General features: G+C 63.3%; 15 protein-coding genes and 1 riboswitch. Of the genes, 9 read left to right on the top strand and 6 right to left on the bottom strand.

The features are described 5' to 3' along the window. Window positions 1–110: 110 nt before the first annotated feature. Window positions 111–2123 (bottom strand): acetyl-CoA carboxylase biotin carboxylase subunit, encoded by a 2013-nt coding sequence (locus tag AC07FD_RS01910; RefSeq protein WP_478348414.1) that lies wholly within the window; start codon window positions 2121–2123, stop codon window positions 111–113. Between the two features lie 197 nt (window positions 2124–2320). On the opposite strand from AC07FD_RS01910, the gene AC07FD_RS01905 reads away from it, so the two are divergent. The 6 genes from AC07FD_RS01905 (at window position 2321) to AC07FD_RS01880 (ending at window position 7097) form a co-directional block, all read left to right on the top strand. Next, entirely contained in the window at window positions 2321–3448 is a 1128-nt protein-coding gene (locus AC07FD_RS01905; protein ID WP_478348413.1) for an S-(hydroxymethyl)glutathione dehydrogenase/class III alcohol dehydrogenase, read from the top strand. Window positions 3449–3515: 67 nt separating this feature from the next. Continuing rightward, on the top strand, window positions 3516–4085 hold the full coding sequence (gfa, locus tag AC07FD_RS01900) for an S-(hydroxymethyl)glutathione synthase (RefSeq protein ID WP_478348412.1): 570 nt from the start codon (window positions 3516–3518) through the stop codon (window positions 4083–4085). 67 nt (window positions 4086–4152) lie between these two features. Then, entirely contained in the window at window positions 4153–4620 is a 468-nt protein-coding gene (locus tag AC07FD_RS01895) for a YaiI/YqxD family protein (RefSeq protein ID WP_478348411.1), read from the top strand. Between the two features lie 27 nt (window positions 4621–4647). Next, entirely contained in the window at window positions 4648–5325 is a 678-nt protein-coding gene (locus tag AC07FD_RS01890; protein ID WP_478348410.1) for a DUF1345 domain-containing protein, read from the top strand. Between the two features lie 97 nt (window positions 5326–5422). Beyond that, complete coding sequence (locus AC07FD_RS01885) at window positions 5423–6304, top strand: cytochrome b/b6 domain-containing protein (protein WP_478348409.1); 882 nt, start codon at window positions 5423–5425, stop codon at window positions 6302–6304. A gap of 1 nt (window position 6305) precedes the next feature. Then, the gene (locus tag AC07FD_RS01880; protein WP_095087897.1) at window positions 6306–7097 is read left to right on the top strand and encodes a molybdopterin-binding protein; all 792 of its coding nucleotides are present in this window, start codon (window positions 6306–6308) and stop codon (window positions 7095–7097) included. Between the two features lie 57 nt (window positions 7098–7154). Here the strand turns inward: AC07FD_RS01880 and AC07FD_RS01875 are convergent, their stop codons facing one another. Then, window positions 7155–8156: a hypothetical protein gene (locus AC07FD_RS01875; RefSeq protein WP_478348408.1), complete on the bottom strand. Its 1002-nt coding sequence runs from the start codon at window positions 8154–8156 to the stop codon at window positions 7155–7157. A 287-nt stretch (window positions 8157–8443) separates the two neighbouring features. After that, a riboswitch (glycine riboswitch) is annotated at window positions 8444–8530 on the top strand. Between the two features lie 149 nt (window positions 8531–8679). Between AC07FD_RS01875 and gcvT the strand changes: the two genes are divergently transcribed. The 3 genes from gcvT to gcvP are packed head-to-tail and all read left to right on the top strand — an operon-like array spanning window position 8680 to window position 12982. Further along, entirely contained in the window at window positions 8680–9780 is a 1101-nt protein-coding gene (gcvT, locus tag AC07FD_RS01870) for a glycine cleavage system aminomethyltransferase GcvT (RefSeq protein ID WP_478348407.1), read from the top strand. Window positions 9781–9785: 5 nt separating this feature from the next. Then, window positions 9786–10154 (top strand): glycine cleavage system protein GcvH, encoded by a 369-nt coding sequence (gene gcvH, locus AC07FD_RS01865; RefSeq protein ID WP_095088133.1) that lies wholly within the window; start codon window positions 9786–9788, stop codon window positions 10152–10154. A gap of 17 nt (window positions 10155–10171) precedes the next feature. Beyond that, window positions 10172–12982, top strand: coding sequence for an aminomethyl-transferring glycine dehydrogenase (gene gcvP / locus AC07FD_RS01860; RefSeq protein ID WP_478348406.1), 2811 nt, complete (start codon window positions 10172–10174; stop codon window positions 12980–12982). Here gcvP and AC07FD_RS01855 read toward each other — a convergent pair whose 3' ends face one another. The 4 genes from AC07FD_RS01855 to AC07FD_RS01840 form a co-directional block, all read right to left on the bottom strand. Further along, complete coding sequence (locus AC07FD_RS01855) at window positions 12983–14158, bottom strand: GGDEF domain-containing protein (protein ID WP_478348405.1); 1176 nt, start codon at window positions 14156–14158, stop codon at window positions 12983–12985. It lies immediately after the preceding gene. 184 nt (window positions 14159–14342) lie between these two features. Continuing rightward, the gene (locus AC07FD_RS01850) at window positions 14343–14813 is read right to left on the bottom strand and encodes a tetratricopeptide repeat protein (RefSeq protein WP_095087887.1); all 471 of its coding nucleotides are present in this window, start codon (window positions 14811–14813) and stop codon (window positions 14343–14345) included. 200 nt (window positions 14814–15013) lie between these two features. Then, window positions 15014–15979: a type II secretion system F family protein gene (locus AC07FD_RS01845; protein ID WP_478348404.1), complete on the bottom strand. Its 966-nt coding sequence runs from the start codon at window positions 15977–15979 to the stop codon at window positions 15014–15016. A 1-nt stretch (window position 15980) separates the two neighbouring features. Further along, complete coding sequence (locus tag AC07FD_RS01840) at window positions 15981–16946, bottom strand: type II secretion system F family protein (protein WP_478348403.1); 966 nt, start codon at window positions 16944–16946, stop codon at window positions 15981–15983. Between the last annotated feature and the right edge of the window lie 3 nt (window positions 16947–16949).

Below are 16949 nucleotides of genomic sequence, written 5' to 3'. Positions count from 1 at the left end.
TCGAAGGAGATGTATTGTCCGGGACCGGGCGATACCAGTCCAGCACAAACCGCCGCTGACCACAGGCTTGCAGCGGCCTGCCCGGCTCGCCTTAAAGTTTCCAAACAATCTCAGGCGAATTCCATGATCACTGCGTCGACCGCCAGGCTGTCGCCTGGCTTGGCGTTGAGTCTCGCCACGACAAGATCGCGTTCGGCGCGCAGTACGTTTTCCATCTTCATCGCTTCGACGACGGCCAGCGTCTCGCCGGCCTTGACCTCCTGGCCTTCGGCAACGGCGATCGACACGACAAGGCCGGGCATCGGGCAAAGCAGCAGTTTCGACGTATCCGGCGCCACCTTCTCCGGCATCAGCCTTTCCAGTTCGGCGATGCGTGGCAACATGGTCCGCGCGGTCACCGACATGCCTTTCCAGGCGATGCGCAAGCCATTGGCAACCGGCCTGATCTGAGCGACGATCTTGTGCGTGCCGACCGTGCCGCGCCAGATCAGGTCGCCCGGACGCCAGTCTGAGGCAACGGTCAGCGCCTTGCCGCCCTCGATCGACAGATCGATTTCCATCGGAATAGAGATCATGCCTTCGAGGATGGACGCCGACAGATAGTTTTCACCAATCTTCACCACCCAGTCGCGCTTCAGCGCCCCCGAATGCGGCGCCAGGCGCCCGCCGAGCCGGTCGAGCCGGTCGCGGCGCAGCAGTTCCACCGCGGTCGCAATCGACGCCAGCACGGCTTTCTCATCGTTGTTCGGCACGATTGGCGCAAAGCCGTCGGGATATTCCTCGGCGATGAAACCGGTCGATATCAGCCCTTCCCGCCAGCGCGGATGCTGCATCAGGGCGGCGAGGAACGGAATGTTGTGCTCGATGCCGTCGACGACAAAGCTGTCGAGCGCTTCCGACATGGCATCGATGGCCTCGATGCGCGTCGGTGCCCACGTGCACAGCTTGGCGAGCATCGGATCATAGAACATCGAAATTTCCGAGCCTTCGGTGACGCCGGTGTCGTTACGGATGACGATATCGCCGAATTGCCCTTCCTCCGGCGGCCGGTAGCGCGTCAGCCGGCCGATCGAGGGCAGGAAATTGCGGTACGGGTCCTCGGCATAGAGCCGGCTTTCCACCGCCCAGCCATTCAGCTTCACATCGCTCTGCGTCAAGGCGAGCTTCTCACCGGCGGCGACGCGGATCATCTGTTCGACCAGATCGATGCCGGTGACGAGCTCCGTCACCGGATGCTCGACCTGCAATCGTGTATTCATTTCAAGGAAATAGAAGTTCTTGTCCTTGTCGACGATGAACTCCACCGTGCCGGCGCTCTGATAGTCGACGGCCCTCGCCAGCGCCACCGACTGCTCGCCCATGGCCTTGCGTGTCTTGGCGTCGAGGAACGGCGATGGCGCCTCTTCGGCGACCTTCTGGTTGCGGCGCTGGATCGAGCATTCGCGCTCGCCGAGATAGAGCGCGTTGCCATGGGCGTCGGCCAGCACCTGGATTTCGATATGCCGCGGATCGACGACGAATTTCTCGATGAAGACGCGGTCGTCGCCGAAGGAGCTCTTGGCTTCCGAGCGCGCCCGATCGAAGCCGTCGCGCACCTCCGACTGGCTCCAGGCGATTCGCATGCCCTTGCCGCCACCGCCGGCCGAGGCCTTGATCATCACGGGATAGCCAATCTCGCCGGCGATCTTTTCGGCATGGTCGGCATTCTCGATGACACCGAGCCAGCCGGGCACGGTGGAAACCTTGGCGGCGTTGGCGAATTTCTTCGATTCGATCTTGTCGCCCATCGCCTTGATCGCCTTAGGCTTCGGGCCGATGAAGATGATGCCTTCCGCTTCCAGCGCCTCGCAGAACGCCGCCCGCTCGGACAGGAAGCCGTAGCCGGGGTGCACGGCCTGCGCTCCCGTCTCCTTGCAGGCGGCGATGATCTTCTCCGGCACGAGATAGCTCTGCGCTGCGGGCGAAGGCCCGATATGCACCGCCTCGTCGGCCATCTCGACATGCACGGCATCACGATCGGCATCGGAATAGACCGCGACGGTGGCGACGCCCATCTTGCGCGCCGTCCTGATGACACGGCAGGCAATCTCGCCGCGATTGGCGATCAGGATCTTGGAGAACATGCGAAATATCCCTCGGGTCGGCCGTTCCTTTTATGGCCTGTGTCGGCGTGGTCAAGCCGGCCGGGTCAATCGCGGTCTTTCAATCGATTTGGGATAAAATTCTCCGCGCTGGCCCAAGCCTGGAACCAGCTTCCAGTTGATCGCATCATCAAAACCTGAAAGCTTGGGTTAAAATCGCCTATGGAGGGAACTGTCTGATGAAAACCCGCGCCGCTGTCGCTGTCGCCGCCGGAAAGCCGCTGGAGATCATGGAGGTCGACCTCGATGGCCCGCGCGACGGCGAGGTGCTGGTTGAGATCAAGGCGACCGGCATCTGCCACACCGACGAGTTCACGCTGTCGGGCGCCGATCCCGAAGGGCTTTTTCCGGCCATCCTCGGCCATGAGGGCGCCGGCGTCGTCGTCGATGTCGGCAAGGGCGTCACCTCGGTCAAGAAGGGCGACCACGTCATCCCACTCTATACGCCCGAATGCCGCCAGTGCCCGTCCTGCCTGTCGCGCAAGACCAACCTCTGCACCGCCATCCGTGCCACCCAGGGGCAAGGCCTGATGCCCGACGGCTCGTCGCGCTTCTCGATCGGGAAGGACAAGATTTTTCACTATATGGGCTGCTCGACCTTCTCCAACTTCACCGTGCTGCCCGAGATCGCGGTTGCCAAGGTCAATCCCGACGCCCCCTTCGACAAGATCTGCTACATCGGCTGCGGTGTCACCACCGGCATCGGTGCGGTCATCAACACCGCCAAGGTTGAGCAAGGCGCCACTGCCGTTGTCTTCGGCCTCGGCGGCATCGGCCTCAACGTCATCCAAGGGCTGAAACTTGCCGGCGCCGACATGATCATCGGCGTCGACTTGAACAACGACAAGAAGGCCTGGGGCGAAAAATTCGGCATGACGCATTTCGTCAATCCGAAGGAGATCGACGGCGATGTCGTGCCTCACCTCGTCAACATGACCAAGCGCGGCGCCGACCAGATCGGTGGCGCCGACTACACGTTCGACTGCACCGGCAACACCAAGGTGATGCGCCAGGCGCTGGAAGCCTCGCATCGCGGCTGGGGCAAGTCGGTCGTCATCGGCGTGGCCGGTGCCGGCCAGGAGATTTCCACGCGACCGTTCCAGCTCGTCACCGGGCGCACCTGGATGGGCACCGCCTTCGGCGGCGCGCGCGGCCGCACCGACGTGCCGAAGATCGTCGACTGGTACATGGACGGCAAGATCCAGATCGATCCGATGATCACTCACACGCTGAAGCTCGAGGACATCAACAAGGGGTTCGACCTCATGCATGAGGGCAAGTCGATCCGAAGCGTCGTCGTTTACTGAAGAAGACCACGAGCCGCCGACCAACCGGCCTGCGACCTTTGTGGTTCACAACTGGGAGGAGAAAAGAATGCCGGAAAAACTGCATCCGAAAATCGACAATGGCTTGCCCAAGGAGAGTGCAAGCTTTGCCGGCGGCACGCTGGTTTGCGCCTGCACCAGCAAGCCGGTCAAGGTGAAGGTCAAGGGCCAGATCGCCCACAACCATGCTTGTGGTTGCACCAAATGCTGGAAGCCGGAGGGCGCGTTGTTCTCGGTCGTTGCCGTGGCCGGCACCGGCGACGTGACCGTCACCGAGAACGGCGAGAAGCTCAAAGTGGTCGATCCCAGTGCGCTGATCCAACGCCATGCCTGCACCGGCTGCGGCGTCCACATGCACGGGCCGGTCGAGCGCGACCACCCGTTCAAGGGCCTGTCCTTCATCCACCCCGAGCGCTTCGAGGAAGACGGCTGGTCGCCGCCGGGCTTCACTGCCTTCGTCTCGTCGATCATCGAATCCGGTGTCGACCCGAAGCGAATGGACGGCATCCGCGCGCAACTGAGGTCAATCGGGCTGGAACCGTATGACTGCCTCAATCCCGGCCTGATGGATTATATGGCGACCTGGACTGCGAAGAAGTCCGGGGCCTTGCAGGCGTAACAACCGATCAGATTATCTCCATGGGGCCGGCCGAAATCGCCCGGCCCCATGCCTTTTGGAACAATAAATGCCTGCACCCGCCATCCTCGTCGACGCCGATGCCTGCCCAGTCAAGGCCGAGGTGGAAAAGGTCGCCGAGCGCCATGGCGTCGTCGTTACCTACGTCTCCAATGGGGGCCTGCGGCCAACGCGCGATCCGATGATCCGCAACGTCGTGGTGTCCAAGGGCGCCGACGCCGCCGATGACTGGATCGTCGATAATGCGCGGACCAACGACATCGTGATCACATCAGACATTCCGCTGGCCGCCCGCGCGGTGGCGCTCGGCGCCCATGTGCTTGGACCCACCGGGCGCCCGTTCACGCCCGAAACGATCGGCATGGCGGTGGCGATGCGCGATCTCAAGCAGCATCTGCGCGAGACCGGCGAAAGCAAGGGCTACAATGCCAGCTTTGTGCCGCAGGACCGTTCGCGGTTTCTCGGCGAACTTGACCGCATCTTGCGGCGGGCGCTCAAATCCGTCACACCGGACTGATCCGGGCGCTTTTCTGAAAGCTGGGCCATGGTCACCGAAACTTCGATCAATTCACCAATGCGTCGGCACAGGCAATTCATCGTGGCGGCCGGCATAGGGGCCGTCGCACTGGCGGTTGCGCTGCTGTTGCGTGCGCCACTCCCTTATTCGATCGGCACCAATGCGTTCTTCGCCATCTATGTCATTTTGGTCGTCGCCCAGATGCCAAGGCTTACCGGTCGTTACCTCAGCAAGAACGCGCGTGCCACCGACCAGCCGGTGCTGGTTATCTTCGCTGTAACGCTGATCGTGGTCGTCGTCGCCATTGTTTCACTGTTCCTGCTGATCAATCAGAAGGACAGAGGCCATCCTGTCGAGCTTGGCTTCGCGCTATTGTCGATCCCGCTCGGCTGGTTCACCATGCATGCCATGGCAGCGCTCCACTATGCCCATGTCTATTGGATGGACGGCGATGCCGTCGACACTGAAACCAAGAAGAAAATGCCGGTCGGCGGGCTGCTGTTCCCGGGCGACAAGCGGCCGGAAGGCTGGGATTTCCTCTATTTCTCGGCAGTCATTGGCATGACCGCGCAGACTGCCGACACCAACATCTCGACAACGCATATGCGTTGTGTCGTGCTTGTCCATTCGATCCTGTCGTTCTTCTTCAACACGGTCATCGTCGCCGCGGCCGTCAATCTCGCCGTCAGCTTGGGCAGCCCATAATAATTCCGTGATCGGATGAAACATCGGTTTGGTTGGCGACGTATCAGGAGGACAATGAGCGCGCAGGCCACGCCGCGAGGCCAGGAGACGAGACAAGATGGAATCGGTTGCCAGAAGCCAACCCACCGCCGGAGCGGACCCTGCCGCCTCGAAGGATGAGACGCTGATCTACCGCCAGTCGCGCTGGACGCGGCTGACGCACTGGATCTGGGCTATCTCGCTGTTCTTCATGCTGCTTTCCGGCCTGCAGATCTTCAACGCCCGCCCGCAGCTTTATATCGGCAAGCAGTCGGGCTTCGACTACAACAACACCATCTTCGCCATTGGCGCCGAGAACACCAACGCCGGTGCACGTGGCTATACCGAAATCTTCGGGCATCGTTTCGACACCACGGGCGTGCTCGGCTGGTCGGGGCCGGCAGGCCAGGAAACGGCGCGCGGCTTCCCATCCTGGGCGACCATCCCGTCCTACTATGATCTGGGCACCGCTCGCGTCATCCATTTCTTCTTTGCCTGGATACTGACCACGACCTTGATCGTCTGGCTGGTCGCCAGCACCGTGAACGGCCATCTGCGCCGCGATCTCGCGCCGCGCCTCGACGATCTCAGGCGACTGCCGAAAGACATCGTCGACCACGCCAAGCTCAAATTTCACCACACGCGGGAATACAACACGCTGCAGAAGATGGCCTATGGCGGCGTGCTGTTCGTGCTGCTGCCGCTGATGATTATCACCGGCCTGGCGATGTCGCCCAGCATGGACTCGGTGCTGCCGTTCCTCAACGATCTGCTCGGTGGCCGGCAGACGGCACGTACCATCCATTTCACCGTCATGGTGCTGCTGGTCGCTTTCTTCGTCGTCCACATCCTGATGATCCTGGCTGCCGGCCCGATCAACGAACTGCGCTCGATCATCACCGGCTGGTACCGCACCGATCCTCCCGCACGCGACGACAATTCCACCGAGAGGAGTGCGTGACATGGCAAAGTTCGAGATCAGCCGCCGAAAATTCCTGACGGGCGCCAGCCTTGGCGCCTCCGGCATCATGCTGTCCGGCTGCGACGCCTTCGACAGCCAGCTGAGCATTGGCAGCGGCCTGCGCAGTTTCCTCGAAAACGCCAATGGCCTGACGTACCGGGCGCAACGCCTGCTTGCCGGCCGCGACGCGCTGGCGCCGGAGTTCACCGAGGCCGACATCCGCCAGCCGCAGCGGCCGAACGGCGTCACGGCCCCCGATGACGACGTCTACAAAGGCTTGCTTGCCAACAATTTCGCCGACTGGCGGCTGGAGGTTTCGGGCCTTGTCGAAAAGCCGCTGTCGCTTAGCCGCGAGCAGTTGATGAACATGCCGAGCCGCACCCAGATCACCCGCCATGACTGCGTCGAAGGCTGGAGCTGCATCGCCAAATGGACTGGCACGCCGCTGTCGCTGGTGCTCGACCAGGCAGTGGTCAAGCCGCAGGCGCGCTACGTCATGTTCCATTGCCTCGACACGATCGACCGCAGCCTCTCCGGCGACATCAAGTATTACGGCACCATCGACCTGATCGATGCCCGCCATCCGCAGACGATCCTTGCCTATGGCCTGAACGGCAAGCCGCTGCCGGTCGAGAACGGCGCGCCGCTGCGGGCCCGCGTCGAGCGTCAGCTCGGCTACAAGATGCCGAAATATCTCTACAAGATCGAGCTGGTCGACGGCTTCGCCAATGTCGGCGGCGGCAGGGGCGGCTATTGGGAAGACAATGGCTACGACTGGTACGGTGGAATCTGAATCGCACACCGCAAAATAATGATCGGCCCGGGGGCGTAGCGAGCGCTGCCCGCCGGTTCAGGCAACCTTGTCGAGCAGCGGCTTAAGCGCCGGGTGAATCTCCGGTGACGCGTGCTTGATCAGCGTCAGCAGCGCACGTTCGTTCTCGTACAAAGGCCTGCCTACCCCGATGTGCTCGATCAGCCAGCCGGCTTCGCCGGCATCGATCGTCTCGGCGCGGCGGGCCAGGGCCTCGGCCGCCCTGTTCTTGGCTTCCCACTCGGCTTCGATGTCGCTGGGGGAGCGATAGGCCTCCATGATGCCGGCGAGGCCACCGGAGACCATGCGGCTGAAGAAGCCGCCGATTTCCGGATCGGCGTGCTCGAGGAAGGCATCACGGCGCAGCGCCACATCGCGTGTCGGCGCCTCATAGCCGGCCGAGCACATGACGAAATTGGCGATCGCCTTGACGAACAGATCGTTCCAGGACGGATCGTTTTGTCCTTGAGCAGTGCGCTCGTTGATCTTGAACAGCACCTCGGCCTCTGGGCGGGTAATGGCGATGTTGCCGTCGCCGCCATGGGCGTGGAGGATCCGGCGCAGCAGCTCGACCTCCGCCTTGGCGATCAGTCCGGGAACCAACGCACCACCGAGCATCAACGGCCCCTTGCCGTCGATGACGGCGTGGGCGACCTGCTCCAGCGCATAGGCGCAAAGCTGGCTCGGCGACGATCTTGCTTCTTCCAGCACATGGACCAGCAGCTCGAGTTCGGTTCGGCTGTCGACCATGCCGTCACGCGAGATCGTGCGGATCAGCCAGTCGGCATTGTCCTGCGAGATGTAGCCGGACGGCTTCTCCTGGTGGACGATGTAGTCGGTGACGGCCTCGACAAAGAACGGAGGCCATTCCTGGCACTTGTCCTTGGCCGTGGCGTCCAGCGCGAACAGCGCCTCGGCCTCGCCGCGCGTCACCACGCCGTCGCCGAACACTTCATGGCGCACGATGGCCACGTCTTCCCCGGTGATGCGGCTTTTCGAGGCCAGCCCCGCCACCAGCGCGCTCATGATCAATTCGCTCATTTGTCTTCCCCGTCCGCTGCCGGCAAGCGCCTGCCCAAGCTTACAGAAGCCACCATATCAGCAGTGTCTTGAAAAACTGGCAAACGGCGTGGTTAGCGAAGACTTGTCAGCCAACGCATGTTGCTCAAAAGTGTGCCGCGGTTTTGGGAAAACGACATGCATCAACACAAGTAGCCAAAGCGCATCGCCTGAATCCGTTTCGGCGCGACGCGCTTTAGACGTCGCTGGCAGGTGACAATGTGTCGTCGACGGGCTATGGATGACGAGTCGAGGGCTCTTGCGAGTCCTACCTGTTTGCGGGAGAGAACAGCGAAAGCTGTCGCCGAAGGGGAAATCGCCCGAAATCTCTCAGGCAAAAGAACCGTAGACGGGAAAGACACTCTGGAAAGTCGGGGCTTGCCCCCGCGCCGAAGGTGTAAGCGCCGCTGACAGAGTTCCGGTTGCGCGAGTCTCTCAGGCTTCAGACAGAGGGGCACGGACTGGTCGCCATTCGCGACCGATTGCGTGCGACTCTGGAGATGACATGACGGGCGACGACACCAGACACCTTCCCCTCGAAGATATCCATATGGCCTCAGGTGCGCGCTTTGGCGCCTTTGCCGGCTGGTCGATGCCGCTGACCTATCCGGCCGGCGTCATGAAGGAGCATCTTCACGCCCGCGAACATGCCGGCCTCTTCGACATCTCGCATATGAAGCTGTTCGAGGTCAGTGGACCGGAGGTGGTTGCGCTGCTCAACCGCGCTTGTCCCCTGGATGCCGGCGCGCTCGAAATCTCGCAGTCCAAACTGTCCTTCTTCCTCAATGAGGCTGGCGGCATCCTGGACGACCTGATCGTCACCAGGGTGGGCGATATCAGGTTCATGGTCGTCGCCAACGCCGGCAACGCCGTGGCCGACGAAAAGCATTTGCGGGCGCTTGCCGTGGATTTTGACGCCAGGGTCGAACCGCTCGACCGTGTCTTCCTGGCTATCCAGGGCCCTGAAGCCTGGGCTGCCCTTTCCCGCGCCGGCATCGAGACCGGCTCGCTGCTGTTCATGCATGGTGTCGAGCCACGACAGAACTGGTTCATGAGCCGCTCCGGCTATACCGGCGAGGACGGTTTCGAGATCGGCCTGCCGGAGACCGATGCGCGCGACCTCGTCGCGAAACTGCTCGGCGATGAGCGCGTGCTGTGGATCGGCCTTGCCGCACGCGACAGCCTGCGGCTGGAGGCCGGGCTCTGCCTGCACGGCCAGGACATCACGCCGGAGACCGACCCGGCCAGCGCCGGATTGATGTGGGCAATCCCGAAAGAAATCCGCGCTACCGGCGCCTTCATCGGCGCCGACGCCCTGCGCGCCGCCGTTGAGCGGGGACCGGCGCAAAAGCGGGTCGGGCTGAAGCCCGAGGGCCGCCAGCCGGTGCGCGCCGGCGCCGCGCTCTTTGATGCCGACGGCAATCCCGCCGGCCATGTCACATCAGGTGGCTTCGGCCCCTCGGCCGGCCATCCGGTCGCCATGGGTTATGTCGCAACGCCGCTGGCAAAGCCCGGCACTCGGGTTTTCGCCGATGTGCGCGGCACGAAGATCCCAGTCGATATCAGTTCCCTGCCCTTCACACCGCATCGCTACCGCAAAGGATGAATCCGATGGCAACGACCTATTTCACCGAAGATCACGAATGGCTCCGCGTCGAGGGCGGTATCGCCACCGTCGGCATCACCGACTACGCCCAGGAGCAGCTTGGCGATCTCGTCTTCGTCGAACTGCCCGAGACGGGAAAGAAGTTGGCCAAGGGCGACACCGCCGTGGTGGTCGAATCCGTCAAGGCGGCCTCCGACGTCTATGCGCCCGTCGACGGCGAAATCACCGAGGCCAACGGCACGCTGTCGTCGGACCCGTCGCTGGTCAATTCGGCGGCAACCGGCGCCGGCTGGCTGTGGAAGATGAAACTCGCCGACGAAAGCCAACTCGCCGGCCTCATGGATGAGGCCGCCTATAAAGCCCATATCGGTTGACATCAGGATCTCGACACATGACCGCAGCCCCCTACCCCTTCATGGCCCGCCACATCGGCCCGGGCGTCAACGACACCAGAGCAATGCTCGCCGTCATCGGCGTTCCCTCGATCGAGACGCTGATCAGCCAGGCCGTGCCGAGATCGATCCGCCTCGACCAGCCGCTCGCCTTGCCAGCTCCGGCCAGCGAAGCGGAAGCGCTGGCCGAACTGTCGGCGATCATGGCGAAAAATACGGTGCTGAAGAGCTTCATCGGCGCCGGCTACCACGGCGTCCACGTGCCACCGGTCATCCAGCGCAACCTGTTCGAGAACCCAGCCTGGTACACGGCCTACACGCCCTACCAGGCCGAGATCAGCCAAGGCCGGCTCGAAATGCTGTTCAATTTTCAAACGCTGGTCGCCGAATTGACCGGCCTGCCGGTGGCGTCGGCCTCGCTGCTCGATGAAGCAACGGCGGTCGCCGAAGCGGTTGGCATCGCCTTGCGGCATCACCGCGACAAGCGCACCAAGGTGGCGCTTGCCGGCACGCCGCATCCGCAAACGCTGGACGTGGTGCGCACCCGCGCCGAACCGCTCGGCATCGAGATCGACGGCGAGGCGATCGACGACAACACCGCCGCCCTGCTTGTTTCCTGGCCGGACACGTTCGGCGTCTATGGCGACCACAAGGCAGCGATCGACAAGGCACGCGCCACCGGCGCGCTGGTCGTGTTCATCGCCGACCCGCTCGGCCTGACGCTGACCGACGCACCGGCAAAGCTCGGCGCCGACATCGCCGTCGGACCGATGCAGCGTTTTGGCGTACCGATGGGCTTTGGCGGCCCGCACGCCGCCTATTGCGCCGTCGCCGACAGGCTGACGCGCTTGATGCCCGGCCGCTTGGTCGGCCAGTCGACCGACAGCAAGGGCCGGCCCGGCTACCGACTTGCCTTGCAGACACGCGAACAGCATATCCGCCGCGACAAGGCGACCTCCAACATCTGCACGGCGCAGGCGCTGCTTGCCAACATGGCGACCGCCTATGCCATCTGGCACGGCCCCGCCGGGCTTCAGGCGATTGCCGGGCGCATCCACGCGTTGGCCAACCGTCTGGCAGGCGGCCTCGAGGCGGCAGGCGTGGCGGTGATCGGCGCCAGCCGCTTCGACACGGTGACGGTGGAGGCGAAGGGCAAGGCGGCGCAGATCGCCGCTGCGGCCGAAAAGACCGGCCGGCTGCTACGCGTCATCGATGCCGACCATGTCGGCATCAGCTTCGACGAGACCTCGACCGATGCCGATCTCGACGCAATCGCGGCATTGTTCGGCGCCAAGGCTGGTCCCGCGGCCGACAGCACGGTGCCGGGAAAGCCGCGCGGCAAGGAGTTTCTGACGCAACCTGTGTTCCGCGAGAATAAGTCGGAAACCGAGATGATGCGCTTCCTGCGCCGGCTGGCCGACAAGGATCTGGCGCTCGACCGCACCATGATCCCGCTGGGCTCCTGCACCATGAAGCTCAACGCCGCCGCCGAGATGATGCCGGTGAGTTGGCCAAGCGTCGCCAACCTGCATCCGTTCGCGCCGGCCAGCCATTCGGCCGGCTACCGCGCCATGGCCGGCGAACTGGAAGGCTGGCTGTCGGAGATCACCGGTTTCGACGCGGTCAGCCTGCAGCCCAATGCCGGCAGCCAGGGCGAGTATGCCGGATTGCTTGCCATCCGCGCCTATCACCGCTCGCGCGGCGAAGGCCATCGCACCATCTGCCTTATCCCATCTTCCGCACATGGCACCAATCCTGCGAGCGCGGCGATGGCCGGCATGAGCGTCGTCGTCGTGCGCTGCCTGGAGGATGGCAATATCGACATGGACGATATGCGGGCCAAGGCCAATGAGCATTCCAAGAATCTCGCGGCGCTGATGTTCACCTATCCCTCGACGCATGGCGTGTATGAGGAAGGCGCGCGCCATCTCTGCGCCCTCATCCATGAGCATGGTGGACAGGTCTATTTCGACGGCGCCAATCTCAACGCGCTGGTCGGCCTCGCTCGCCCCGGCGACATCGGCGCCGATGTCTGCCACATGAACCTGCACAAGACCTTCTGCATTCCGCATGGCGGCGGCGGCCCAGGTGTCGGCCCGATCGGCGTAAGGGCGCACCTAAAACCCTATCTGCCGGGTCATGTCACCGAAGGCTCGGCGCATGCCGTGTCGGCCGCCCCCTTCGGCAGTGCTTCCATCCTGCCGATTACCTGGATGTACATCCGCATGATGGGCGGTTCCGGCCTGAAGCAGGCGACCGAGACGGCGATCGTTTCGGCAAACTACGTGGCGACGCGGCTCGCACCGCACTTCCCGCTCCTCTACAAGGGCAGGCACGATCGCATTGCCCACGAGTGCATCCTGGACACGCGCGTGCTCAAGGAGAGCGCCGGCATCAGTGTCGACGATGTCGCCAAACGCCTGATCGACTATGGTTTCCATGCGCCGACCATGTCGTTCCCGGTCGCCGGCACACTGATGGTCGAGCCGACCGAGTCCGAGCCCAAGCGGGAACTCGACCGCTTCTGCGAGGCGATGATCGCCATCGCCGGAGAGGCAGCGAAAGTCGCCAGGGGCGACTGGCCTTTGGCCGACAATCCGCTGGTCAACGCACCGCACACCGCCGCCGAGGCGCTGGCCGGCCAGTGGACCCATCCCTATTCGCGTCTGGAGGCGGCGTATCCCGCCGGTGACGCCGACACGGCAGCAAAATACTGGCCGCCGGTGTCGCGCATCGACAATGTTGCAGGCGACCGCAACCTGGTCTGCTCCTGCCCGCCTCTGTCGGATTATCTGGGTGCGGCCGAGTAACTACGCTGAGCGCAAGGCCGGCTTGCCCGGTTCGGCCTTGCTCATGCCTTTGCGGCTGATGACGCAATTTCGCCCGGCGCGCTTGGCGGCATAGAGCGCTATGTCCGCCTCGGCCAGCACCTCGTCGAGGCTGCGGCCATCGGCCTCGCCAAAGCCGATGCCGCCGCTGACCGTGCTGCGCAACGGGCCGAGCGGGGTGGCAACGATTTCGGTGCCGAAGGCAACGCCGATCTTGCTGGCGAGGTCGTAGGCCCTTTCCTCCGTCATCCGCGACATGACGACGGCAAATTCCTCGCCGCCCAGGCGAAAGGCGTCGACGCCGGTCCGGGCATATTTCTTGATGACGGCGGCGAAGCGGCACAGCACCTGGTCGCCGACCGGGTGACCGTAGACGTCGTTCGTCCGCTTGAAGTGGTCGAGGTCGAACATGACGACGAACATGAATGGACCGAAACTCCGCTCGCCATAGAGCGACATTAATCCCCGGCGGTTCATCAACCCGGTCAGCGGGTCGGTCATGGTCTCGGCCTTCAGTTCGATCTGCGCCTGAAGATGATGGAGGGAGAGCGTCAAGGCGCCGAGCCCGGTCATGCAGGCCACCGCCACGACGGAGTTCAGCCGTTCGGCCCAATTGTCGGGCGCGACCGCGAGCGCCCACTGCCCCTTGCCCAGCAAAACCATGCCACAGAGCGCAAACGACACCGCACAGGTGCCGCTCAGAAACGAAACCACCAGCAGGATCCGGCGATCATGGCTGCCGTTGATCCAGAACATGGCGCCGATCGCCGAGAGCAGCGCCGTCACCGTCGCGTAGGTGATGATGAAGCCGACACCGTCGAGGCCGATGGAGGTCACGGCCGCGCAAATAGTCATGGCGGCGAGCGTCGGTGCAACGGCACGTCTGTGGCTGGGCACGCCGAGATACTGCATGGCCGACAGGCAGAGGATCAGGAACCCCAGGCTGAGCAGCGCAAGCACGATCTGGCAGAGCACCGGATCGGGCTCCTTGGTGTATCGCCAAAACAGGATCACATGCGCGACGAGCACCAGAATGCCGCATGCCACAGTCAGCACAAAGCGTGCCTTGGGCGCGGTGAACCAGATCGCAAACATGGTAGCGCTGAGGCATGTGCCCGACAGCGCGGCCGCGAGCAGGAGCGAACTGAAGTCCAACATGTTGGGCGAGGGCCTTTCGAGAGTCGGCGGTTGCACTGCATTCTAGGTCAGCGGCAGCCCTCGGATACGGGTTTTCGGCCGGTCTTCCGACGCAACCTGCGCATAGGGTTTACAAAGCGTCCATGCCCTGTGTCCCGAAACAGCACCCTAGAGCATAATCCGGCTCCAGAACGCCACGACCAGATCAACCCTTGTTCAAGAGCGCGAGATTGGCGTTGACGACCGTCGGATCGGCCATGCCGGCCCTCGCTTCGAGCAGCAGCGCCTTGGCCTTCTTGCGATTGCCACGCAACAGTTGCGAATACCCCATGTTGTTGACGATCTGCGGCTTGCGGCCGGCGACTTTCAGAAGCTGGTCGTAGGCTCGGTCGGCGAAGTCGAAGCGGCCAAGTTCGTCATAGGAAGCGGCGAGCCCCATCCAGGCTTCGGCATTGTCGGCCTTCAACTCGACGGCCTTGCGGAAGTGCTGTTCGGCGAGGCCGTAATTGGCGTCGCGAAACTGCGCCTTGCCTTGCGCCAGATCGGAAGTATCGATGTCCTTTGCCACCGGTTGGATGGCCGTGGTCTTGGTGGTGTCGACGCCACTCGTCGTACAACCAGACATCATTAAGACGGCCGCCACCGCAGCCATTGCCGTGAAATTACTGTGACGCATGCCCCTGCCTCATCGCCCGATTTGCCGGGTCGTTCTTCAGGAAACACATTACAGGAAAGGCGATTAAACTTCGGTGCCGAAACACGCTCAAAATTAAGCTTTGGGCACACCAGCCATTAACCACCCGGTGCAGGCCAGAGGATCTTGACCGGGCCGCGTGCAAGACACGGCTTGGACTGGGCGTTCGAGGGACGCGCTTCCTAGCGCTCCGTCATCATTTTGACGATGATCGGGATGACGGCGATCATCAGCACCACCGGCAGGATGCACACCGTTACCGGCACCGACATCTTGGCCGGCAGGGCGTGCGCCTTTTCCTCGGCCAGCGACATGCGCTTGTGGCGCATTTCATCGGAAAAGACGCGCAGCGCCCCCGACAGGCTGGTGCCGAGTTCCTTCGACTGCTGTAGAAGCGTGGCGAAGGAACGCACCTCGTCCAGGCTGAGGCGGTCGGCAAGCGCCTTCAGCGCATCGTCGAGGCTGCGCCCTGCCCTCAGCTCCAGCGACACAAGCTGCAGGTTCTGGCTGAGCGCGGGATAGGTCTTGGCGAGTTCCTTCGAAACGCGCTCGATGCCGGCCTCCATGCTCATGCCGGCATCCGAGCAGACGATCATCAGGTCCATGAAATCGGGAAAGCCGTTGCGGTATTCGCGCCGCTTTTCCCGCACCTTCTGGCTCAGCACCAGCCCAGGCAGGAAGTAGCCGGCCGCTCCCGACAGGATGACGAACGTCCACCGGCTGGCCATCGTCGCGTCTGGACTGGCCATCCATTGGTTGAGCACAAAGACACCGATGGCCGTGCCGATCATCGCAATGAACCGGACGAGGAAAAACATGCCGACGGCGCGCGGCTCCATGTAGCCCGCCTGGATGAGCGTCATGCGCAGCCGGGCGACATTTTCCGGATCGCTCTTGGCATAGAATTCCTGCGCCCTCTTCACCGCCTTCTCGCGCACGATGCTGGTATTCTTCTTCGGCACCGGCTCGGGCTTCGCGGCCACCGGACCGTGATCCACCTTGAGCCGGCGCATGACGTCGTTGCGGTCGCCCTTCGCCGCCACCATCGGCCAGGCCACCGCGACGGCGCCCACGGCCAGCAACAGGATGGCTACGGGCATCAACGAGGTCGGCGCAAGCGAGGCGAGGAATTCGATGAAGGCTTGCATGTCAGAACCTGAAATTCGACATCTTGAACATCATCAGATTGCCCAGCATTAGCCAGGCGACAGAGCCGCCAATCAGGTACCAGGTCAGCGGCTCACCCCAGACGTTGCGGTAGAAGGCTGGCATCAGCGCCATGATGGCGGCAAACAACAGCGCCGGTATCGCCGTCAGGATGTAGGCCGACATGCGGCCTTCGGTCGAAATGGCGCGCACCTTGCGGCGCAGCTTGCCACGCTCGCGGATCGTCAAAGCCAGGCCGTCGAGGATCTCGCGCAGATTGCCGCCCGAACTGCTCTGGATCGAGACGGCGGTGACGAACAGCGGCAGGTCCTCATGGCCGACCCGGTCGAACAGCGAGTTCAAGGCCGAAACCAGGTCCGATCCATAGGTCACCTCGTCGGCGATGACGCCGAATTCGCTGCCGATCGGGTCGGGCATCTCGCGCGCCACCATGGCGATCGCCACCGGTACCGGATGGCCGGCCTTCAGGCCGCGCGTGATCAGTTCCAGTGCCTCCGGCAGTTGCGCGCCGAACCGCTTCAGCCGACGGCCGCATTTGAAGCGCAGCGCCATCACCGGCAGGATCGGCACAAGCATGACAAACAGGACGAGCCCGAGCAGCGGCGGCAAGCCGTACCACATGGCGGCCAGTGCCGCGGCGAATGCCGCGCCGCATGTGGTCATCAGGAATTTCGGCAGCGGCATGACCATGCCAGACTGGGTTCGCAAGGCGCGGAACCGTTCCGGCGAGAACAGCGACGTACCCGCGTCAAGGCCGCGCTCCTTGCGCAGTTGCACAAGCACCTGCTCCTGGCTGATCGTGTTTTCCTGCAGTTTCATGCGCCGGTTGATGGCGGTGCGCTTGTCGCTGCGGCCGGCATAGAGCAGGTAGCAGGCCTCGGCGATCAGGATGCCGGTAAGTGCCGCCGCGGCATAGACGACACAGATCGCGCTGAGCCCATCGAACACCTG

It is taken from the genome of Mesorhizobium waitakense (genome assembly GCF_056431085.1).
The sequence above is the reverse complement of the archived record's forward strand: the minus strand, read 5'-3'. Positions and strand labels throughout refer to the sequence as shown.